This is a genomic window from Colwellia sp. SU-HH01217, assembly GCF_057543495.1.
The window spans coordinates 13831-32798 of sequence record NZ_BAAJLX010000001.1 but is presented as its reverse complement, the minus strand read 5'-3'; the positions used below and the strand labels follow the sequence as shown (position 1 = coordinate 32798).

10 protein-coding genes are annotated in these 18968 nt (G+C 38.9%); 2 read left to right on the top strand and 8 right to left on the bottom strand.

Going from position 1 to position 18968, the window contains the following annotated elements; all coding sequences use genetic code 11:
• Positions 1-20: 20 nt before the first annotated feature.
• From glgX to AC27G3_RS00095, 3 genes are read right to left on the bottom strand one after another with little or no spacing between them, the layout of a single operon-like run.
• Positions 21-2279, bottom strand: coding sequence for a glycogen debranching protein GlgX (gene glgX, locus AC27G3_RS00105; RefSeq protein ID WP_487117786.1), 2259 nt, complete (start codon positions 2277-2279; stop codon positions 21-23).
• Complete coding sequence (gene glgB, locus AC27G3_RS00100) at positions 2279-4519, bottom strand: 1,4-alpha-glucan branching protein GlgB (RefSeq protein WP_487117785.1); 2241 nt, start codon at positions 4517-4519, stop codon at positions 2279-2281. The genes glgX and glgB overlap by 1 nt, the downstream gene beginning before the upstream one ends.
• Positions 4520-4552: 33 nt before the next feature.
• A complete protein-coding gene (locus AC27G3_RS00095; RefSeq protein WP_487117784.1) occupies positions 4553-7027 on the bottom strand; it encodes a glycogen/starch/alpha-glucan phosphorylase in 2475 nt (824 codons plus the stop codon).
• Between the two features lie 800 nt (positions 7028-7827).
• On the opposite strand from AC27G3_RS00095, the gene AC27G3_RS00090 reads away from it, so the two are divergent.
• Positions 7828-10431: a TonB-dependent receptor plug domain-containing protein gene (locus AC27G3_RS00090; protein WP_487117783.1), complete on the top strand. Its 2604-nt coding sequence runs from the start codon at positions 7828-7830 to the stop codon at positions 10429-10431.
• Positions 10432-10578: 147 nt separating this feature from the next.
• On the opposite strand, the gene AC27G3_RS00085 is transcribed toward AC27G3_RS00090, so the two are convergent.
• The gene (locus AC27G3_RS00085) at positions 10579-11847 is read right to left on the bottom strand and encodes a multifunctional CCA addition/repair protein (protein WP_487118667.1); all 1269 of its coding nucleotides are present in this window, start codon (positions 11845-11847) and stop codon (positions 10579-10581) included.
• Positions 11848-12018: 171 nt separating this feature from the next.
• Between AC27G3_RS00085 and AC27G3_RS00080 the strand changes: the two genes are divergently transcribed.
• Positions 12019-13641, top strand: coding sequence for an AAA family ATPase (locus AC27G3_RS00080; RefSeq protein ID WP_487117782.1), 1623 nt, complete (start codon positions 12019-12021; stop codon positions 13639-13641).
• Positions 13642-13817: 176 nt separating this feature from the next.
• Here the strand turns inward: AC27G3_RS00080 and leuD are convergent, their stop codons facing one another.
• From leuD to leuA, 4 genes are read right to left on the bottom strand one after another with little or no spacing between them, the layout of a single operon-like run.
• Entirely contained in the window at positions 13818-14414 is a 597-nt protein-coding gene (gene leuD / locus AC27G3_RS00075) for a 3-isopropylmalate dehydratase small subunit (protein ID WP_487117781.1), read from the bottom strand.
• A 9-nt stretch (positions 14415-14423) separates the two neighbouring features.
• On the bottom strand, positions 14424-15887 hold the full coding sequence (gene leuC, locus AC27G3_RS00070) for a 3-isopropylmalate dehydratase large subunit (RefSeq protein WP_487117780.1): 1464 nt from the start codon (positions 15885-15887) through the stop codon (positions 14424-14426).
• 2 nt (positions 15888-15889) lie between these two features.
• Complete coding sequence (gene leuB / locus AC27G3_RS00065) at positions 15890-16981, bottom strand: 3-isopropylmalate dehydrogenase (protein ID WP_487117779.1); 1092 nt, start codon at positions 16979-16981, stop codon at positions 15890-15892.
• A gap of 45 nt (positions 16982-17026) precedes the next feature.
• On the bottom strand, positions 17027-18607 hold the full coding sequence (leuA, locus tag AC27G3_RS00060) for a 2-isopropylmalate synthase (protein ID WP_487117778.1): 1581 nt from the start codon (positions 18605-18607) through the stop codon (positions 17027-17029).
• Positions 18608-18968 lie beyond the last annotated feature (361 nt).

Genomic DNA, 18968 nt, shown 5'->3' with positions numbered 1-18968 from the left:
CGTTTGACGACAGTTGTTGCTTAATGTTTGTAAGCTAAAACTATGCAACTGTGGGCGGCAATACGCACAGTTGAGCGACTTATTCTTTTTGTTAAATCATTACTATTTTCGTGTTTACTTTTTTGCATGGTAAATCCTTCTTCGGTATCCGCTGTATTGATTAACTCTTGCCAGTGGCCGTTTAAATTGAGTGATTTGATCTTGTTAGCTGGGGACAACAAGTTGCTTGGTAATTGATAATTAATTTCGCATGGGTGAGCGTTAAAAATTACAAGGAGTGCATCGTCTTTATTAACCGCTGCAACGTTTTCTTTCCTTGGGGATGAATTGTTGGCCAATGTTGTTTTCACAGCAGGGGAGAGACTTTCTTTTGATCTGGTTTGGGCAAGCAACATCGAAAAACAGCGAATTTCTTTGTCGTGCCAATCGCTTTCTTGCATTAATTCGCCACGACAATTTAGCCAACTGATATCAGCTAGGCCGGTTTTATTACAGTGTTCAAGCCCATGTTGATAGTGAGTACGATTAAGTAGCGGATGAAGCTTTCTGAGCAAGATAAGTTGCTTTACAAATGCGAGCTCTGCACCGCCAGAAACTGTATTTGGCCAATTGAGCCAAGATGTTTCATTATCTTGGCAATAAGCATTATTGTTGCCTTGTTGAGAATTAGACATTTCATCGCCAGCAAGGAGCATGGGTGTTCCTTGAGCAATAAATAAAGTAGTTAATAAATTTCGTTTTTGGCGTAAGCGCAACCTGTTGATAATTTGGTTATTGGTTTCGCCTTCATAGCCAAAATTAATGGAGTAATTATTATTGTGGCCATCTTGGTTGTTTTCACCATTAGCTAAATTATGTTTTTGCTCATAACTGACTAAATCATGAAGGGTGTAACCATCATGTGAGGTAATAAAGTTTACGCTGGCGCTAGGTCGTCGACTAGGGGATTCAAATAAATCACTCGAGCCATGTAACCGACGAGCAAAGTCACCAGCCATACCACTATCACCCCGCCAAAAGCGTCGGCAGGTATCCCTGAACTTGTCGTTCCATTCCATCCAACTGTTTGGGAAGTTTCCTAATTGATAACCATCTTTACCAATATCCCATGGCTCGGCAATAAGCTTTATACGAGAAAGGATAGGGTCTTGACGTAGAGCCGTGAAAAAGTGACTTTTATTGTTAAAGCCTTGTTCTGTACGGCCTAATATAGGGGCTAAATCAAACCTAAATCCATCAACTCCCATAATTTCAACCCAGTATCGCAAACTGTCAGTGACTAATTGCAACACCCGAGGATGCTCTAAATTTAAGCTGTTTCCACAGCCAGAGTCGTTCAAGTAAAAGCGTTTATCATCAGGTTTTAAACGATAATAACTGGCATTATCTATGCCTTTAAAGCTTAAAGTTGGGCCTAAGTGATCGCCTTCTGCGGTATGGTTATAAACCACATCAAGAATAACTTCGATACCCACTTGATGATACTTTTCAACTAACTCTCTAAACTCTTGAAGGTCATTGCTGTGACAGTATGTCGGCTCAGGAATGAAAAAAGACAGACTGTTATATCCCCAGTAATTATTTAACCCTTTTTTTTGTATAAAAGGTTCGTTAATAAAGCTCTGAACAGGCATTAATTCTATGGTGGTGATACCAAGAGATAATAGATATTGGCACATTGAATCTTCAGCAAGACCTGCAAAAGTGCCTCTAAGTTCTACTGGAACGTTAGGGTGTTGCTGTGTAAAACCTTTAACGTGCATTTCATAAATCAAGGTATTACGTCTGCGTACCTGTGGGTGTGAGTTATAACCTGTTAAATTTGGTGTAACCATACACTTAGGAAGGTAATTAGCGTTATCTTGTTGATCAATACTTAAATCGTGGTGCTCACTATTTAGATCATAGCCATAGTGCGTGTTTGAATGAGTAAATTTTCCATAAATTTGCTTGGCGTAAGGATCTAATAATAATTTGTGTGCATTGAACCTATGGCCTTGTTCAGGAGCAAAAGGTCCGTGAACTCGATAGCCATATAAAGTGCCAACAGGTAAGTGCTCGATGTAGCCATGCCAAACATTATCAGTAAATTCAGGTAAGATAATTCTTTGTTTTTCATCTCTACCGTTAGCATCAAAAAGACATAACTCAACCTTAGTTGCATTGGCTGAAAACAAGGCGAAGTTTGTTCCTTGACCATCAAACGTTGCACCGAGAGGGTATGAACGTCCGGCACTGACTTGATAAAGACTAATATCTTTGATTGGTGACGTTATCATTAAGTGTCATCCTCGCTTAATGATAAAATAACCGTACTTAAAGGCGGTACTGTCAAAGTAATAAAATGTGCTTGTCCTTGCCACTGTCCAGCTTTGCTGGTGGTTTTGTTATTGGTTTTTCCTGTTGGGCAACTTGCTTGATTACTACCGCCGTATATGGCGTTGTCAGAATTTATTAATTCCTTATATTGTCCGGCAAGTGGAACCCCTAATTTAAAGTTATGATGTGTTTGAGGCGTAAAGTTACAAATAACAACCACGGGTTGATCATTCTTATTTTTAGCATAACGAATAAAGCTGTAAATTGAATATTCTTCGTTTTGATGATCTAGCCATTGAAAACCTTCACGGAGACAATCTTGCTGGTACAGTGCAGGAGTGTTTTTATACACCTGATTCAGATCTTGGATCAGGCGTTGAACACCGCTATGCCAATGAATATCTAATTGATGCCAATCAAGACCTTTGTCATGATTCCATTCTCTGCCTTGAGCAAATTCACAACCCATAAAGAGTAATTTTTTGCCTGGGTGTGCCCACATAAAACCATAGTAAGCTCGTAAATTTGCAAACTGCTGCCATGCATCTCCTGGCATTTTTTCAATCATAGAGCCTTTGCCGTGTACAACTTCGTCATGGCTAATGGGTAATACAAAGTTTTCATCAAACGCATAAACTAAACTAAAACTTAATTCGTTATGGTGATGCTGACGGTGTATGGGATCACGTTTTATGTATTGAAGGCTATCGTTCATCCAGCCCATATTCCATTTATAGCCAAAACCTAAACCGCCTTGGTCGGTAGAGCGAGAAACACCGGGCCAAGAAGTTGACTCTTCAGCAACAGAAAATGTTCCAGGGTATTGTTGGTAAAGCTCTTCATTAAAGCGCTGAATAAAAGCAACGGCTTCTAAATTCTCATTGCCGCCATGAATATTAGGAAGCCATTCACCATCTTTACGGCTGTAATCAAGATAGAGCATAGAAGCAACAGCATCGACACGAATACCATCAATGTGAAATTTATCACACCAATGTAAGGCACTAGCGCGTAAAAAATTTGCAACCTCCACACGACCGTAATTATAAATAAGGGTGTTCCAGTCAGGATGAAAACCTTGGCGTGGGTCGGCATGTTCATATAAATGACTGCCATCAAATTGAGCTAGGCCGTGATCATCACTAGGAAAATGCCCGGGTACCCAGTCAATTAACAAGCCAATGTTTGCTAAATGGCATTGGTCAACAAAATATTTAAAATCTTCTGCTGTGCCAAAACGAGCTGTTGGCGCGAAAAGTCCTACGGGTTGATACCCCCAAGAGCCGTCAAAAGGGTATTCACTAATTGGCATTAGCTGTAAATGAGTAAAGCCCATTTTTTTAGTGTAAGGAATTAGCTTATCGGCAAGGGCTCTATAATTTAGGTACTCATTATCAGGGCTGCGTTGCCATGAGCCTAAATGCACTTCATAAATAGAAATCGGAGCACTGCGATCGTTGCGTTGTGCACGTTCAGCCATCCAAGTATTGTCTTGCCATGCATATGAGTTTTCTGCATCGATTATTGAGGCTGTTTCAGGACGGTATTGCGCTTGTATACCATAAGGATCAGCTTTTATTGGTAATGGCTTGCCGTGCGCGTCTTTAAGTTCAAATTTATATAAACAACCTGAAGTTATCGCGGGAATAAAAATATTCCAATAACCACTATTATTTCCCTGATAATCAAGGTTGCGCATAGGGTGACACCGACCATCCCAGTCATTAAAGTCTCCAACAACGGATACACTTTTTGCATTAGGTGCCCAAAGTGAAAATGAAACACCTGCTACCTGTTGATGAGTAATACAATGAGCGCCTAAAATTTCATAGGGTTTTGGATGGTTTCCTGCATGCAAAAGTTTAAGATCGTTTTGACTTAAAGTAGCAGCAAACGCATAAGCATCATCAAGAATAATGCTCGGTGATTCAAGCTCCGTTGTGCTGACTTTAAACTGATAAACAAAGGGCTTTTTACGACGTAGTTTTTTTGTAAAAAGCCCAAGCGGACTTACTTGATTAAGTTGAGCAATTACCTTTCCTGTGCTTTTGTCAATTAGCTCAACTTTTCTCGCTTTAGGTAAAAAACAGGTTATTGTTAAAAAGTCATCAGCAATACTCTGTCGCAACCCTAAAAAACTAAAGGGTTGTTCGTGACTTGCATCAAGTATTGCTTTGATATCTTGCGTGACTTTTGTCATATAATTCCTGTTAATCTAGCAACTATTACCTTGTTATTTGGTTAACTGCCAAATGGTATTAACATAATCCTCAATCGATCTATCTGAGTTAAACTTGCCCATCATGGCGGTATTTAATATCGCCATTTTTGCCCAGCGTTTACTGTCTTGATAAGCATCACCTAGTAATTGATGTGCTTGCGCGTATGAATGAAAATCTGCTAGTACTTTGTATGGATCGCCGCCTGCTAGTAACGATGCTTTTAAAGGAGAAAGCTCCCCAGCATTACCTGGGGTGAAATAATCAGTGTCTAACCAGTCAAGACAAGCTTTTATTTCTTCACAATTTTCGTAATATTGATATGGGTTGTAGCCATTGCTGTCTATAGCTTTAACTTCATCAACCGTTAAGCCAAATATAAAAATGTTATCTGCACCCACTTCTTCAGCGATTTCAATATTAGCGCCGTCGAGCGTGCCAATGGTTACCGCACCATTGAGGGCTAATTTCATGTTGCCAGTACCTGATGCTTCTTTACCTGCGGTAGAAATTTGTTCAGAAACATCGGCCGCAGGTATTATTTTTTCTGCGAGACTAACGCGATAATTGGGTAAGAAAACAACTTTTAATTTACCGTTAATGCGCGAATCATTATTAATTTTCTCGGCAACTTTATTCGTTGCATAAATGATTTCTTTAGCGAGCTTGTAACCTGGAGCGGCTTTCGCGCCAAAAATAAATACACGCGGTTGCATATCCAGTTCTGGATCAGTTAGTAGACGTCGGTAAAGTGCAAGAATGTGCAACAAATTTAGATGTTGGCGCTTGTATTCGTGTAATCGTTTTATTTGCACGTCAAATATTGCATCAGGGCTAACTTCAATACCTGTTAATGAAAGAATTTCTTTACTTAACGCCACTTTATTTTGATGCTTAATTGCCATGAACTTTTGCTGAAAATCTTCGTTATCAGCTAACTTTTCAAGTTGGCTGAGTGATGTTAAGTCTTTAGCCCAATCTTGCTTAACATGCTGACTCAAAAGCTCTGAGAGTAATGGGTTACAGGCTTTTAACCAACGACGAGGTGTAATGCCGTTAGTGACGTTTGTTAACTTCTGTGGCCATAATTGATTAAACTCTGGAAATAAATCTTTTTTTACTAAGTCTGAATGAATTTGAGCAACGCCATTAACTTTATGAGAGGCAACGACACATAAATGTGCCATACGCACCTTACGATCATGTCCCTCTTCAATTAAGGAAAGGCGGGCGCGCATTTGATCATTGTTTGGCCACAGTGCATTAACCTCTTCATTTAAAAAGGCTTCATTAATGCGATATAAAATAGTTAAATGACGTGGCAATACTTTTTCAAATAAACTCACTGACCATTTTTCTAGTGCTTCCGGTAATAAGGTGTGATTGGTATAGGCAAATACTTTACCAGCAAGTTGCCAAGCATCGTCCCAAGGGATTAACTTTTCATCAACTAAAATTCGCATTAACTCTAAAATTGCGATAGTTGGATGAGTATCATTTAGTTGAATCGCAATTTTTTGAGCAAACTTATTCAGTAAGTCATTATTTGCTGTTAATTCACCGTATTGGTTTTCAAATCGAGCAATAATATCTTTTAATGAGCAGGCACAGAAAAAGTATTGTTGGATGAACCGAAGCTCTTTACCATTGTCGTGCTCATCATTGGGGTAAAGCACTTTTGAAACACTTTCGGCAGACACTTGATCTTGATGAGCATTTAAGTAGTCGCCATGATTAAATAAATCCCAGTTAAAGGCATTGTCTGCTTTACTTTCCCAGAGGCGTAAAACGTTTACTGTTTCTGTGTTGTAGCCAACAATAGGCACATCCCAAGGAATACCTTTAATAGTTTTACCGCTATGCCAAACAGAGCGAGTTGTTCCATCTGCTTGAGCAACTTCTTCTACATAGCCGTATAAGTTAATGGTTTGTGCTGATTGCGGGCGACAGACTTCCCAAGGGCTACCGAATTCACGCCACATATCGGGGGCTTCTATTTGATGCCCTTGATGAAAGCTTTGTTTGAATAGTCCATGTTGATAATGAATACCATAACCTGTGGCGGTATAATCGAGAGTGGCTAGAGAGTCTAAAAAGCAAGCTGCTAATCGGCCTAAGCCTCCATTTCCTAAAGCTAAATCAGCTCCTTCTTCACATAAGTCGGCTAAGTTAAATCCTAGTGATTTTACCGCAGCTTCAGTTGCAGAATACAATCCAAGATTATGTAAATTGTTCGATAAAAGTCGACCCATTAAGTATTCAAGGGATAAGTAATTAACACTTTTATTTTCTGCTTGGCTTTGTTTGGCTTTAGTCGCTTCTAGCTTATCAATGATAATGTCGTTTACAGCTAAACTAACAGCTTGCCAATGAGCTTGGTTAATTGCTGTGTTATTTTTTTTGCAAACATCCCCTAAGGTGAATTTTAAGTGGTGTTCAATGCTTTTTTGCAATTGCTCAGCATTATCGGTTTCTGTTTGCTTCGTCATTATTTTTTTGACCATGGGAGACTTTTAACTCTTTTTTATTTAATAGTGATGACTTTTTGAGGTCACTTTTTATCTTGTTATTCGATTATGCCGATGTCTGGCATTAGGGCAATGTGCTACATACGTATGCAAGAGAATTAATTGCAAAAAACGGCATGCATACGTATGTAATTAGAGGAAATATTTTTCTGTGGATAAAATGAAAAGCTCGCAGTAATAAAAAATGTTTCCCTTTTAATTGTTATGAGTGAATGTTTATTCTTTTATTTTGGGTAGATATTTAGTTTTTGTGTTCGCTTACAATGAACTCTTCTTCATAAAAGAGATTGTTTTGTAAGTTACAAGTGTTGTTATATTGTATCCGGTGTAAATATGATGTTAATTTTATGAGTTGATTAGACGTTTTTTTGCGTTAAATCACTTTTATGAAAAATAAATGCATTTTTTTTGAACTTTTTTATTTTTACAGTTTTTTACAAAATAACATGCTTATTACGAATAATTTCGCAGTTTATTCTTTTTAGTTATGGCCTATAACGTACGGAAACTACAGAGTGATTGAAATTTGAACTGATTAAATATGTGTCAGTATGTCTTCGTAGTGCAGGCTGTTTTTTCATCTCGAGCCAGTTATCGTCAACTCAATCAAAAACTCTGCTCTTGTAATGAAAAATTAGCTGTTTTATAAATAATTGTCTTAGTTATTTTTTACATCGTGAAATAAATCATCTAAGTAACAAAATAATAAATATGAATAAAAATAAATAATTAAAAATTATCCAAATTGGGAAGGAAATAACATGTCTACTAAATTTCGCACAGGAACGTTAGCGCTAGCTGTAAGCATGGCGTTAGGAACTGTATCAGCCTACGCTGCTGAAAATGATTCTGAAGAAGTAAAAAAAGAAAAAAGCGTTGAACGTATTGCGGTTGTTGGCTCTCGTTCTGCACCGCGTTCGGTTGCAGACTCGCCTGTACCTATCGATATCGTCGGTGGTGACGAGCTAGGTAAAAATGCTTCAAGTGATATGCTTGATATGCTTCAAGGGGCAATTCCTTCTTTAAATGTACGTCAACAGCCAATATCTGACGCTGCTTCGTTTATTCGTCCAGTAAATTTACGTGGTTTGTCTTCAGACAGTACGTTAATTTTACTTAACGGCAAACGTCGTCATAGAGCTTCTGTAATCGCCTTCCAAGGTGGTGGGGTAAATGATGGTGCACAAGGTCCAGATATTTCAGTAATACCGAGTATTGCTATTAAACAAGTTGAGGTATTGCGAGACGGTGCGGCAGCGCAATATGGTTCAGATGCTATTGCTGGTGTAATGAACTTTGTCTTAAAAGATGAAGCTGATGGTGGCTCTATTTCTGTTAAAGCGGGCGAATATTATGAAGGCGATGGCGGATTAATGGTGGTTGATGGTAACGTGGGTATGCCATTTACCGATGATGGCTTTGCTAACTTAAGTTTCCAGTATAAAACAGCTGATGCAACGAGCCGAAGTGTTCAACGTCCAGATGCTCAAGGATTAATAGATGCAGGCAATACCGCTGTACAATCGCCAGCAATGACGTGGGGTAACCCAGATATTGATGATGATATTACTTTGTTTGGTAATGTTGGTTTAGATTTAGGTAATGATAAAGAATTTTACATGTTTGGTAACTATTCTGATCGTACTGCAACAGGTGGCTATTACTATCGTAACCCGCAAAATCGTGGTGGCGTTTTTACCGACGGCAATAGTGACTTATTAGTTGGCGCAATGGACGGTAATGCTGCGGCTTGTCCAAATATACCAATTACTTCTGATAATGTATTAACCCAGCAAGACTATATTGATAACGTTGCCAATAATGACAATTGTTGGGCATTTAACGAACTTATGCCCGGTGGTTACACACCACAATTTACTGGCGTAATTAATGATGCTTCATTAACTATGGGCACTAAAGGCGAAATTAAAGGCGGTTTCTTAGACGAAGCTTATTACGACATTAGCGGCTCTGTTGGGCGAAACAAATCTACTTATACTTTAGTCAATACCGTCAATCCATCGATGGGGGCATTAAATATTCAACAACCAAATAATGCTTTTGAAGCGGGTTCTTACATCCAATTAGAAAAGTCATTTAATGCTGATTTAGTAAAAGGTATTGATATTGGTTTAGACGATGATATGAACTTTGCAGCGGGTCTAGAATGGCGTCAAGAGAGTTTTGAAATTATCTCGGGCGAAAAAGCGTCTTGGGAACAAGGGCCGCTAGCGAGTCAAGGCTTTAGTGTAGGTTCTCATGGTTTTGCCGGTTTCTCACCTGAATCTCAAGGGATAAACTCTCGTCAAAGTATTGCGGCTTATGTTGATGTTGAAGCTTATTTAACAGATGACTTCTTACTAGGCGCAGCAGTACGTTATGAAGACTTCTCTACATTTGGTAGTAACGTAAGCTATAAATTAACCGCGCAATATGCATTAACTGATGAGTTGTCATTACGTGCTTCACACAGCACAGGTTTTAGAGCGCCAACCGTTGGTCAAGCGAACGTGGTAAATACACAAACATCTCTTGTTGAAGGTGAATTAATTCAATCGGCCACTTACCCGCCAACACACCCAGTGTCGGCGCAATTAGGTGGTATTGAGCTACAACCTGAAGAATCGACAAGTTTTGCATTTGGTGCGGTTTACCAAAATGGCGACTTCTTCATGACGGTTGATGCTTATAGCATTGATGTGAACGATCGTGTTGCGCAAACAGATAAAATATATGTAACTCAAGCAGATGTTGACGCATTACAAGGTAAGTACCCAAGCCCTGAATTATTATTGGACGGCTCAGTAACTTTTTTTGCTAATGATTTTGATACCACAACACAAGGTGTTGATGTTGTAATGAACTACGGTATGGAACTATTAGACGGTGATACAACCTTTAGTCTTGCCTATAACTACAATGCTACAGAAGTTAAAGATCCTGGATCATTCACTTCTGACTTTAAAGTACGTCGTTTAGAAGAAGGCATTCCTGAGCATCGTGGTACATTAACGATGGCGCAAAGCTGGGAAAGTGTCAGCATGTTTGTTCGTGCTAACTACTTTGGCGAATGGTTTGCTACACATGCTGATGAACCTGATGTAGATAGCTCTTATGGTTGGTCTGAAATGGCTGGTTCGTCGTTTACCTTAGATGCTGAAGTGAGCTATTACGTGAATGATAGCTGGGTATTATCAGCAGGCGCTAATAATATTCTTGATACTGAAGCTCAAAAACTACAAAAAGATGTAGTACCAGGCGATGGCCAAGGTGCATACGGTGTTGTAAGTGGTGTTTATTACGAAAGTGGGCCATTTGATTACAGTGGTGGTTTCTACTACGTAAAAGCAACGTATAACTTTTAAATGAAATGTAAACACTCACTTTAGTGAGTGTGTTTACTGACATAATAAAAAACCAGCTTCGGCTGGTTTTTTGTTTTTATCGTGCATATGTATTTTTATATATGCAAAGTCATGAAAATAAAGCGTGTTTCTGGAGGAGTTAACTGACTAAAGCACGGGTTCATATTGATTTTTTATAATTGTTATTGCATCTAGGCGAGTATCAGCCATTGCCTTTTTAATTTCAACGCCTGTCAAACCTTGTTCAACAAAAGCTTTAGCATTAACTTTTACCGCCGCAGTCATTGCTTCTTTTAAATAAATTGCTTGTGGGTAAGGACGATCTTCAAAACCTGCTCGGCCAAGAAAGTCAGCTTTGCATGCCATGACAAAAGCATCAAATTCATCAGGTTTTCGCCATACATCAAGTTGATTAAATATCTTTAATAACGTGCTGGGTCTTAATTGAAAAGCTTTATGGCAATGTAAATGATGTTCGCATACTTTTAAAGCAAGTTGCTTGTATTGGTTTGGTATTTTGAGCTGCTGACAAATTTTTTCTACTAAGGGGAGTCCTGCTTTTTCATGACCATGATGGCTTGGCCATTTATCAGATTGGGTCAGTCCTTTTCCTAAGTCGTGACAAAGTGCGGCAAACCTAATCACGGTTTTTACTTGTTGAATGTTTTTATTGTCTAGCGCTTGATTAGTTAATATTACCGCTTGTTGCAATACCATCATGGTATGTACGCCGCTGCAAATTTCAGGGTGCCATTGTGCAGGATTGGGGATACCCCATAAACAGTCTAATTCAGGCCATAGAGCTTTTAATGCTTGGCAGCTACGCAATACTTGAAAAAACACCTCAGGGTGATCATCAGCTAAGCTGCGTTGCATTTCTTGCCAAATACGTTCAGCACTTAATGATGATAATTCACCACTTAAACTGATTTGAGTCATCAGAGCTAAGGTCTCATCGGCAATGGTAAAACCATAGCTGTGGTATCGAGCGGCGAAACGAGCGACTCGTAAAACACGAAGCGGATCTTCAATAAAAGCGTCGCTAACGTGGCGTAAAATACGATTGTTTAAATCTGCTTGGCCGTTAAAGGGATCGATTATTTGTCCATCTATGCTTTTTGCCATGGCATTAATGGTTAAGTCTCTGCGTAATAAATCTTCTTCAATAGTGACGTCAGGCTCGGCATAACACACGAATCCCGTATAGCCTTGCCCTTGTTTTCGCTCCGTTCTGGCTAATGCATATTCTTCTTTGGTTTCAGGGTGAAGAAAAACCGGAAAATCTTTACCTACTTGATTAAATCCTAGAGATAACATTTGTTCAATACTACTGCCAACGACCAAATAATCATGATCTTTTACTTTACGATTTAATAACTGATCCCTAACAGCTCCTCCCACTAAAAAACTGTTAATGGGGAGAGATTCAGTTTGATTACTACTCGGTGTTGGCAAAACAAAGTTACTCTTTAATAGGTTGATAAAGTAAGTTTATCATAATATTTATGTAAGCTCTTTGACATACTGCGAACAAGTAGGTAATTTCAATCATGCTTTTTCCTATTTAATAATTCTTGTTAGCTTTTTATGTATACAGCTTTTTTCGCTTTAAGTGAGGTGCCTTTTTCGATAGCACCTAATCCACGTTTCTTATTTATGAGTGATCGCCACCGTGAGGCATTATCACATTTAACCCATGGTTTAGGAGGCGCTGGCGTAGCTAATACTGGCGGATTCGTTTTATTAACAGGGGAGGTGGGCACAGGTAAAACGACGATCAGTCGTTGCTTAATGGAGCAATTGCCTGAGAATGTACAAAGCGCTTTTATTTTAAACCCAACATTATCAAGCCAAGAATTGTTAGCGACAATTTGTGATGAACTTAACATTAAATATCGAAAAACGGGCGCAACTCTTAAAACCCTTACAGATAAAATTCAACATAAATTACTTAAAAATCATGAAAGTAATATAAATACTCTATTAATTATTGATGAAGCTCAGCATTTACAGCCAGAAGTATTAGAGCAACTGAGATTATTAACCAACCTTGAAACGAATACCAAAAAGTTATTACAAGTGATCTTGATTGGTCAACCTGAATTACAGCAATTGTTAAAGCGACGTGACCTAAGACAATTAGCACAGCGTATAACCGCGCGATACCATCTGCTGCCTCTTAACAAACAAGAAGTTGCTAGTTATATAAAGCATCGTTTATCAGTAGTAGATTGCCATCGGAATATTTTCAGTAATAGTGCGGTGGCACTGATTCATAGACTTTCGCAAGGTATTCCTCGGTTGATTAATTTATTATGCGATCGCTCTTTAATGATTGCCTACAATAATAATGACGCTGTAGTTACTAAAAAATGCGTGATTAAAGCGTCTCTTGAGGCGCTAGGTGAAGAGTATCAAGTTGAGCCTTGGTGGCAAAAGAACTTAGTAAAGTGGCCATTAGCAATATCGAGTTTAACCTTAGTTTTGTTTTTAGGTATTTGGTGGGGACAGCAAAAGAATGTGCAACAAAACTTTAGTGCTAATGCACAGACGCCAACTAAACTCGATAAAAAAGAGGTGGTAAAAACTAAGGAACTAGAGGCTGAAAATATAGAAGCCGTAAGCGATAAAGACAATGTGGCCAAACAAAGTGAACAATCCATATTGGTTACTCATGTTGATAAGCCAGAAATAGTAAAACAGGTGAAGGTAGTCAGTCATCCAGTATCAAACAATGAACCATTTATTGAACAGCCTTCGAAAAATCTAGTTAAAGAAGCAATTATCGAAAAGCCAATTGAGTCAAATAAGCAAAGTCAGTCCAGTGAGGTAAGCGAAGCTGAGCAGTTTAACGTTAATTCGGTCGAGGGTGTGTCAGATGAGTTTTTGGCTCGTTTTCAATCTGCTATAGAAGAAACCGCTGATATTAGCACTCCTCAAACACAAGAAATAGGTAATGAACAAGTTTACCAAAATACTGTGCCTTTAACAGATATGCCTGATTGGGTGCAAAAATCTATACCTCCATTAGAGTTTGATATGCATATTTACGCCAGCGATGGTGAAGGGTGGATAAGGGTGAACGGTAGAGATAGATATGAAGGCGATAAAATTGCAGACAATGTGTATTTAGAAAAAATATTGCCCCAAAAAGTGATACTTAGTTATCGAGGTGAGTATTTTAGTTTATCTGCATTGTCGAGTTGGTAGTGTAAAAAAAGCTGATGAAACGCATTAGGTTTACATCAGCTTATTGTTTTTAATCGAGCATATTTTAGCTGTTATTTACATCCATGTAGTTAAAGCTTTCGCGTCCTGCTCACGCCCCTTACCTACATCCATGTAGGCAAAGCTTCCGCGTCCTGCTCACGCCCCTACTTTTACATTTACATCCATGTAGGCATTTTGCTTTCGAATGCTTTAATTTTATCTAATTTGTTTAATGTCCAACCCACGCTATCAATACCTTGTTCTAAACAATATTGATGAAAGTCATCTAAGGCAAAGTTATATGTAACATCGCCAGCAATCACTTTATTATTGATTAAATCAACGGTGACGGTAATATCTTCTTGTTGAGTTTTAACAAATAATTCTTCAATTTCTTCATCTGTTAATCTAACTGGCACAAGACCAATATTGATACAGTTACCAAAAAAGATATCAGCAAAACTTGAAGCAATAATGGCTTTAAAACCATATTCTTCAAGTGCCCAAGGAGCATGCTCACGACTTGAACCGCAACCAAAGTTTTCACGCGTTAATAAAATGCTAGCGCCTTTATATTGAGGGGCATTTAAAACAAATTCAGGATTGTCTTGCGTGCCCGCACCATCTAAATAACGCCAATCGTGAAATAAATGCTGACCAAAACCAATGCGTTCAGTTTTTTGTAAAAACTGTTTAGGGATTATTTGGTCGGTATCAACGTTAGCTGCATCTAAAGGAGCAACTAAACCGGTATGCTGTGTAAATTTTTCCATGGTGTTCTCCTATGCGTTTTGGCTTGTTGGTGGTAATGGTGCGTTAATGTCAACGATATGACCTTCAATTGCTGCAGCAACTGCCATTTCAGGGCTAACCAAATGTGTACGAGAGCCACGACCTTGGCGACCGACAAAGTTACGATTACTAGTAGAAGCACAACGATCACCTTCGCTCAGTACATCATCATTCATACCTAAGCACATTGAACAACCCGGTAAGCGCCATTCAAAACCTGCATCTATAAAAATTTGTGATAAACCTTCAGCTTCAGCTTGCTCTTTAACGCGGTATGAGCCGGGTACAATAATCGCATCAACTTTAGCTGATACTTTTTTACCGTTATATTTATTAACAACGTTGGCAGCTGCGCGCAAATCTTCAATACGAGAGTTTGTACAAGAACCAATAAATACTTTGTTAATTTCAATGTCAGTGATTTTCATACCTGCTGTTAAGCCCATGTAATCTAGCGCTTTAACACAAGAGTCTTTTTCTACTGCATCAGAAAAATCGTCAGGAGAAGGTACTACAGAGTCTACAGAAGTCACTTGTCCAGGTGTTGTACCCCAAGTAATTTGGGCTTTAATATCTTTAGCTTCTAAGGTTAAAACAGTATCAAATATCGCGCCCTTGTCAGTTTTTAATTTTTCCCAGTCAGTGACGGCTTGTTGCCAAACATCACCTTTAGGTGCGTATTCTCTGCCTTTTACATAATCAATGGTGGTGGCATCGGGAGCAATTAATCCAGCTTTTGCGCCAAACTCAATACTCATGTTACAAATGGTCATTCGCTCTTCCATGGTAAGTGCTTCTATTGCTTCACCACAATATTCAACCACATAACCCGTCGCCCCCGCGCTACCGGTTTTACCGATAATCGCTAAAATGATGTCTTTAGCACTGATGCCAACGCCGACTTTACCTTTGACTTCAATTTTCATGGTTTTAGCTTTAGTTTGACGTAGCGTTTGCGTGGCAAAAACATGCTCTACTTCAGAGGTGCCAATACCAAAAGCTAATGCTCCAAACGCGCCGTGTGTCGCGGTATGAGAATCACCACAAACAATGATTGTTCCGGGTAAAGTTAAACCTAATTCAGGCCCCATAACATGTACAATACCTTGGTTTTTATGACCCATGCCAAAAATCTCAATACCGTGCTCTTTACAATTTTTCTCTAAAGTGCGTAATTGGTTCGCAGCGCCTTCTCCAGCAGCATCAATTTTAATTGAACGAGTTGAAATATTATGATCCATTGTTGCGATAGTACGTTCAGGATGACGTACAGGGCGATTATGAAACTTTAAGTTAGCAAAAGCTTGTGGAGAGGTTACTTCGTGGATCAAATGACGATCAACAAAAAGTAGCGGAGTCTCGCCTGCTTTTTCTTCAACTAAATGAGATTGCCATAACTTTTCATACAAAGTAGTGGCGGTGCTTTCGTTTGAGGTGTTAGCTGTGTTAGACATGATTAGCTAGCCTTTTTAATTTGTTGACAGATATAGTCACCAACTTCGCTGGTGGATTTAGCATTATTGCGTTGTTCACTTGGTAAAAGATCGGCGGTTAAAATACCGTTATCTAGTGCATTTGCTACAGCGTTTTCTACCGCTTGTGCGGCTTTATCTTCGTTTAGGCTGTAACGTAGCATTAATGCGGCAGATAAAATTTGAGCAATCGGGTTAGCTATGCCTTTACCTGCAATATCTGGCGCACTGCCACCAGCTGGTTCGTACATGCCAAAGCCAGCTTCATTTAAACTGGCTGACGGTAATAAGCCCATAGAACCAGTAATCATGGCGCAAATATCAGATAAAATATCACCAAATAAGTTAGGGCAAAGCATAACGTCAAATTGGTTCGGATCTCTAACAAGTTGCATAGCTGCATTATCAACGTATAAGTGCTCTAAAGTAACTTTAGGATAGTCAACTGCAACTTCTTCAACGACCTGACGCCATAACTGACTCGTGGCTAATACGTTAGCTTTGTCTACAGAGGTTACTTTGTTATTTCGTTTTTGTGCGGCTTGAAAAGCCAAATGCGCAATACGCTTTATTTCACGACGAGAATAGAACATAGAGTCAAACCCTGTCTCTTCTTCGCCTTCGCCTTTGCGGCCTTTTGGTTCTCCAAAGTAAATATCACCGGTAAGTTCTCGTATCACTAGTACATCAAACCCTTGCTCTGAAATATCGTTGCGCAGTGTTGATAATGAGGATAAAGCAGGTTGCAAGGTAGCAGGGCGCATATTACAAAATAAATCGAAATGACCACGTAATCCTAATAATGCACAACGTTCAGGTTGCTCTGTTGGAGGTAAGTTTGCCCATTTAGGACCGCCTACCGAACCAAATAAAATGGCGTCACTGTTTTCACAACCGGTTAAGGTCTCAGCTGGAAGGGCATTGCCATGGTTATCAATGGCTGCTCCGCCAACATCATAATCTTTAGTGTTGATTTGAATATCGAATTTTTCTGCGACTGTGGTTAATACCTTTTTGGCTTCAACCATCACTTCGGGGCCGATACCATCGCCGGCTAATATTGCTATGTTAGACATGAATTTATTCTCTTTAAATTTTATTTGTTTCTACTATTTTCAATGTTATTTATTTTGTTTTAGCTCTGCGATTGTCATGGCGCGACGAATGCTATTTAACGCATGAATTAATGCTTGTCCCGAGGCTTCAATTACGTCTGTTTCAAGGCCATAACCATGAAAGTTTCGCTCTTGCCAAGTGATCACTAAATCTGCTTGTCCTAAGCCATCTTCACCAGAGCCTTTGTTTGAAATTTTGTAATCGCTTACTTCAAATTCAATATCTACGGCTTGTTTAATTGCACGGTAAAGTGAATCGACAGGGCCATTACCGGTTGCTGAAACAATTTGACTGTCTTCGCCTGAAATAAGTTTAATGCTGGCGGTTGAAAACTCTCCGCTTCCTGCCTGTACATTTAGCTGTTCAATTTGGTAATAATCTTTTAAATCTTTTTGCTGTAATTTAAAAACTAACGCTTCTAAATCATCGTCAAACACTTGGCCTTTTTTATCGGCAAGCGCTAAAAAGTCAGCGTAAAGTTGCTCGATGTCATAATCACTTTCTTGGTAGCCTAAACTTTCCATGCGGTGTTTAATGACATGGCGACCACTTCGAGAGGTCAAATTTAATTTAGTTTTAGCAATACCGACACTTTCTGGGGTCATTATTTCATAGGTATTGCTGGCTTTTAACATACCATCTTGATGAATACCTGAAGAATGACTAAAGGCATTACCGCCAACGATCGCTTTATTTAACTGAACAGGCATATTACACAGTGTGCTAACTAACTTAGATGTACGTGCAATTTCTTGGTGATTAATATTGCTATGAACGCTTAATAAATTAGAGCGCGTCTTCATAATCATCGCAACTTCTTCTAATGAACAATTACCTGCACGTTCACCTATACCATTAATGGTACATTCAATTTGTCGGACACCCGCTTGTACTGCAGCCATTGAATTGGCAACAGCTAGTCCTAAATCGTTATGGCAATGTACTGAAATTACCGCTTTATCAATATTAGGAACCCGATTGAACAAGTTAGTAATTATGCCCTGAAATTCAAACGGTAGGGTGTAACCTACAGTATCAGGAATATTTATAGTGCTTGCTCCTGCATCTATTGCGGCTTCTACCATACGACATAAGTTATCAATAGGAGTGCGGCCTGCATCTTCACAAGAAAATTCAACATCATCCGTAAATTGGCGCGCATATTTAACCGCATGAACAGCCATTGCTTGTACATCGGAAAAATCTTTTTTCAGTTTTTGTTGTACGTGCACATCTGAGGTTGAGATAAAAGTGTGAATACGAAATTGGTCAGCAACTTTCAAGGCATCAGCACAAGCTTTAATATCGCCTTCTACAGCGCGGGCAAGAGCACACACACGAGAATCTTTAATTGTTCTAGCTATTTGTTGTACAGAGTCAAAGTCGCCGGGTGACGAAACTGGGAAACCCACTTCCATAATGTCAACGCCCAAGCGTTCTAACGAGAGTGCAATTTGCAACTTTTCATGTACAGATAAACTGGCATTAAGTGCTTGTTCTCCGTCACGTAAAGTAGTGTCAAAAATGATAACTCTGTCTTTGTCAGACTGGTTATTAGCCTGATTAATTGCTTGGTCGGTATTCATTATTTCGTCCTAATTCTAATACTTAACTCTGTAATTATTAATGCTATTTTGCAGGCATAAAAAAACCCGCGAAAAGTAGCGCGGGTTTTATTATTTTTTTGCATTTTTCTTAAGCAATAATAACCTATCCGCGTACTAATGATACGAGGAGGAGGTTAATTTGAATGTACTTAACTTGTGCCATCATTGCTTTAAATTCTTTGTAAGTGAATAAATATTCTCTTTAATGCGATATTTATAACGTATTTACTCAGCTACTGTCAATGACTTAATGGTTAATGGCTATAACAAAGCGTTATAAAATAGTCTTACTGGTGCTGAGTCTTTTTATGTCGCGTGTTTTTATCGCTGTTACTGACAG

Bases quoted from the DNA above. Each gene is read 5' to 3' on its own strand.
- glgX (WP_487117786.1), bottom strand. From the start codon at position 2,279: ATGATAACGTCACCAATCAAAGATATTAGTCTTTATCAAGTCAGTGCC.
- glgB (WP_487117785.1), bottom strand. From the start codon at position 4,519: ATGACAAAAGTCACGCAAGATATCAAAGCAATACTTGATGCAAGTCAC.
- AC27G3_RS00095 (WP_487117784.1), bottom strand. From the start codon at position 7,027: ATGACGAAGCAAACAGAAACCGATAATGCTGAGCAATTGCAAAAAAGC.
- AC27G3_RS00090 (WP_487117783.1), top strand. From the start codon at position 7,828: ATGTCTACTAAATTTCGCACAGGAACGTTAGCGCTAGCTGTAAGCATG.
- AC27G3_RS00080 (WP_487117782.1), top strand. From the start codon at position 12,019: ATGTATACAGCTTTTTTCGCTTTAAGTGAGGTGCCTTTTTCGATAGCA.
- leuD (WP_487117781.1), bottom strand. From the start codon at position 14,414: ATGGAAAAATTTACACAGCATACCGGTTTAGTTGCTCCTTTAGATGCA.
- leuC (WP_487117780.1), bottom strand. From the start codon at position 15,887: ATGTCTAACACAGCTAACACCTCAAACGAAAGCACCGCCACTACTTTG.
- leuB (WP_487117779.1), bottom strand. From the start codon at position 16,981: ATGTCTAACATAGCAATATTAGCCGGCGATGGTATCGGCCCCGAAGTG.
- leuA (WP_487117778.1), bottom strand. From the start codon at position 18,607: ATGAATACCGACCAAGCAATTAATCAGGCTAATAACCAGTCTGACAAA.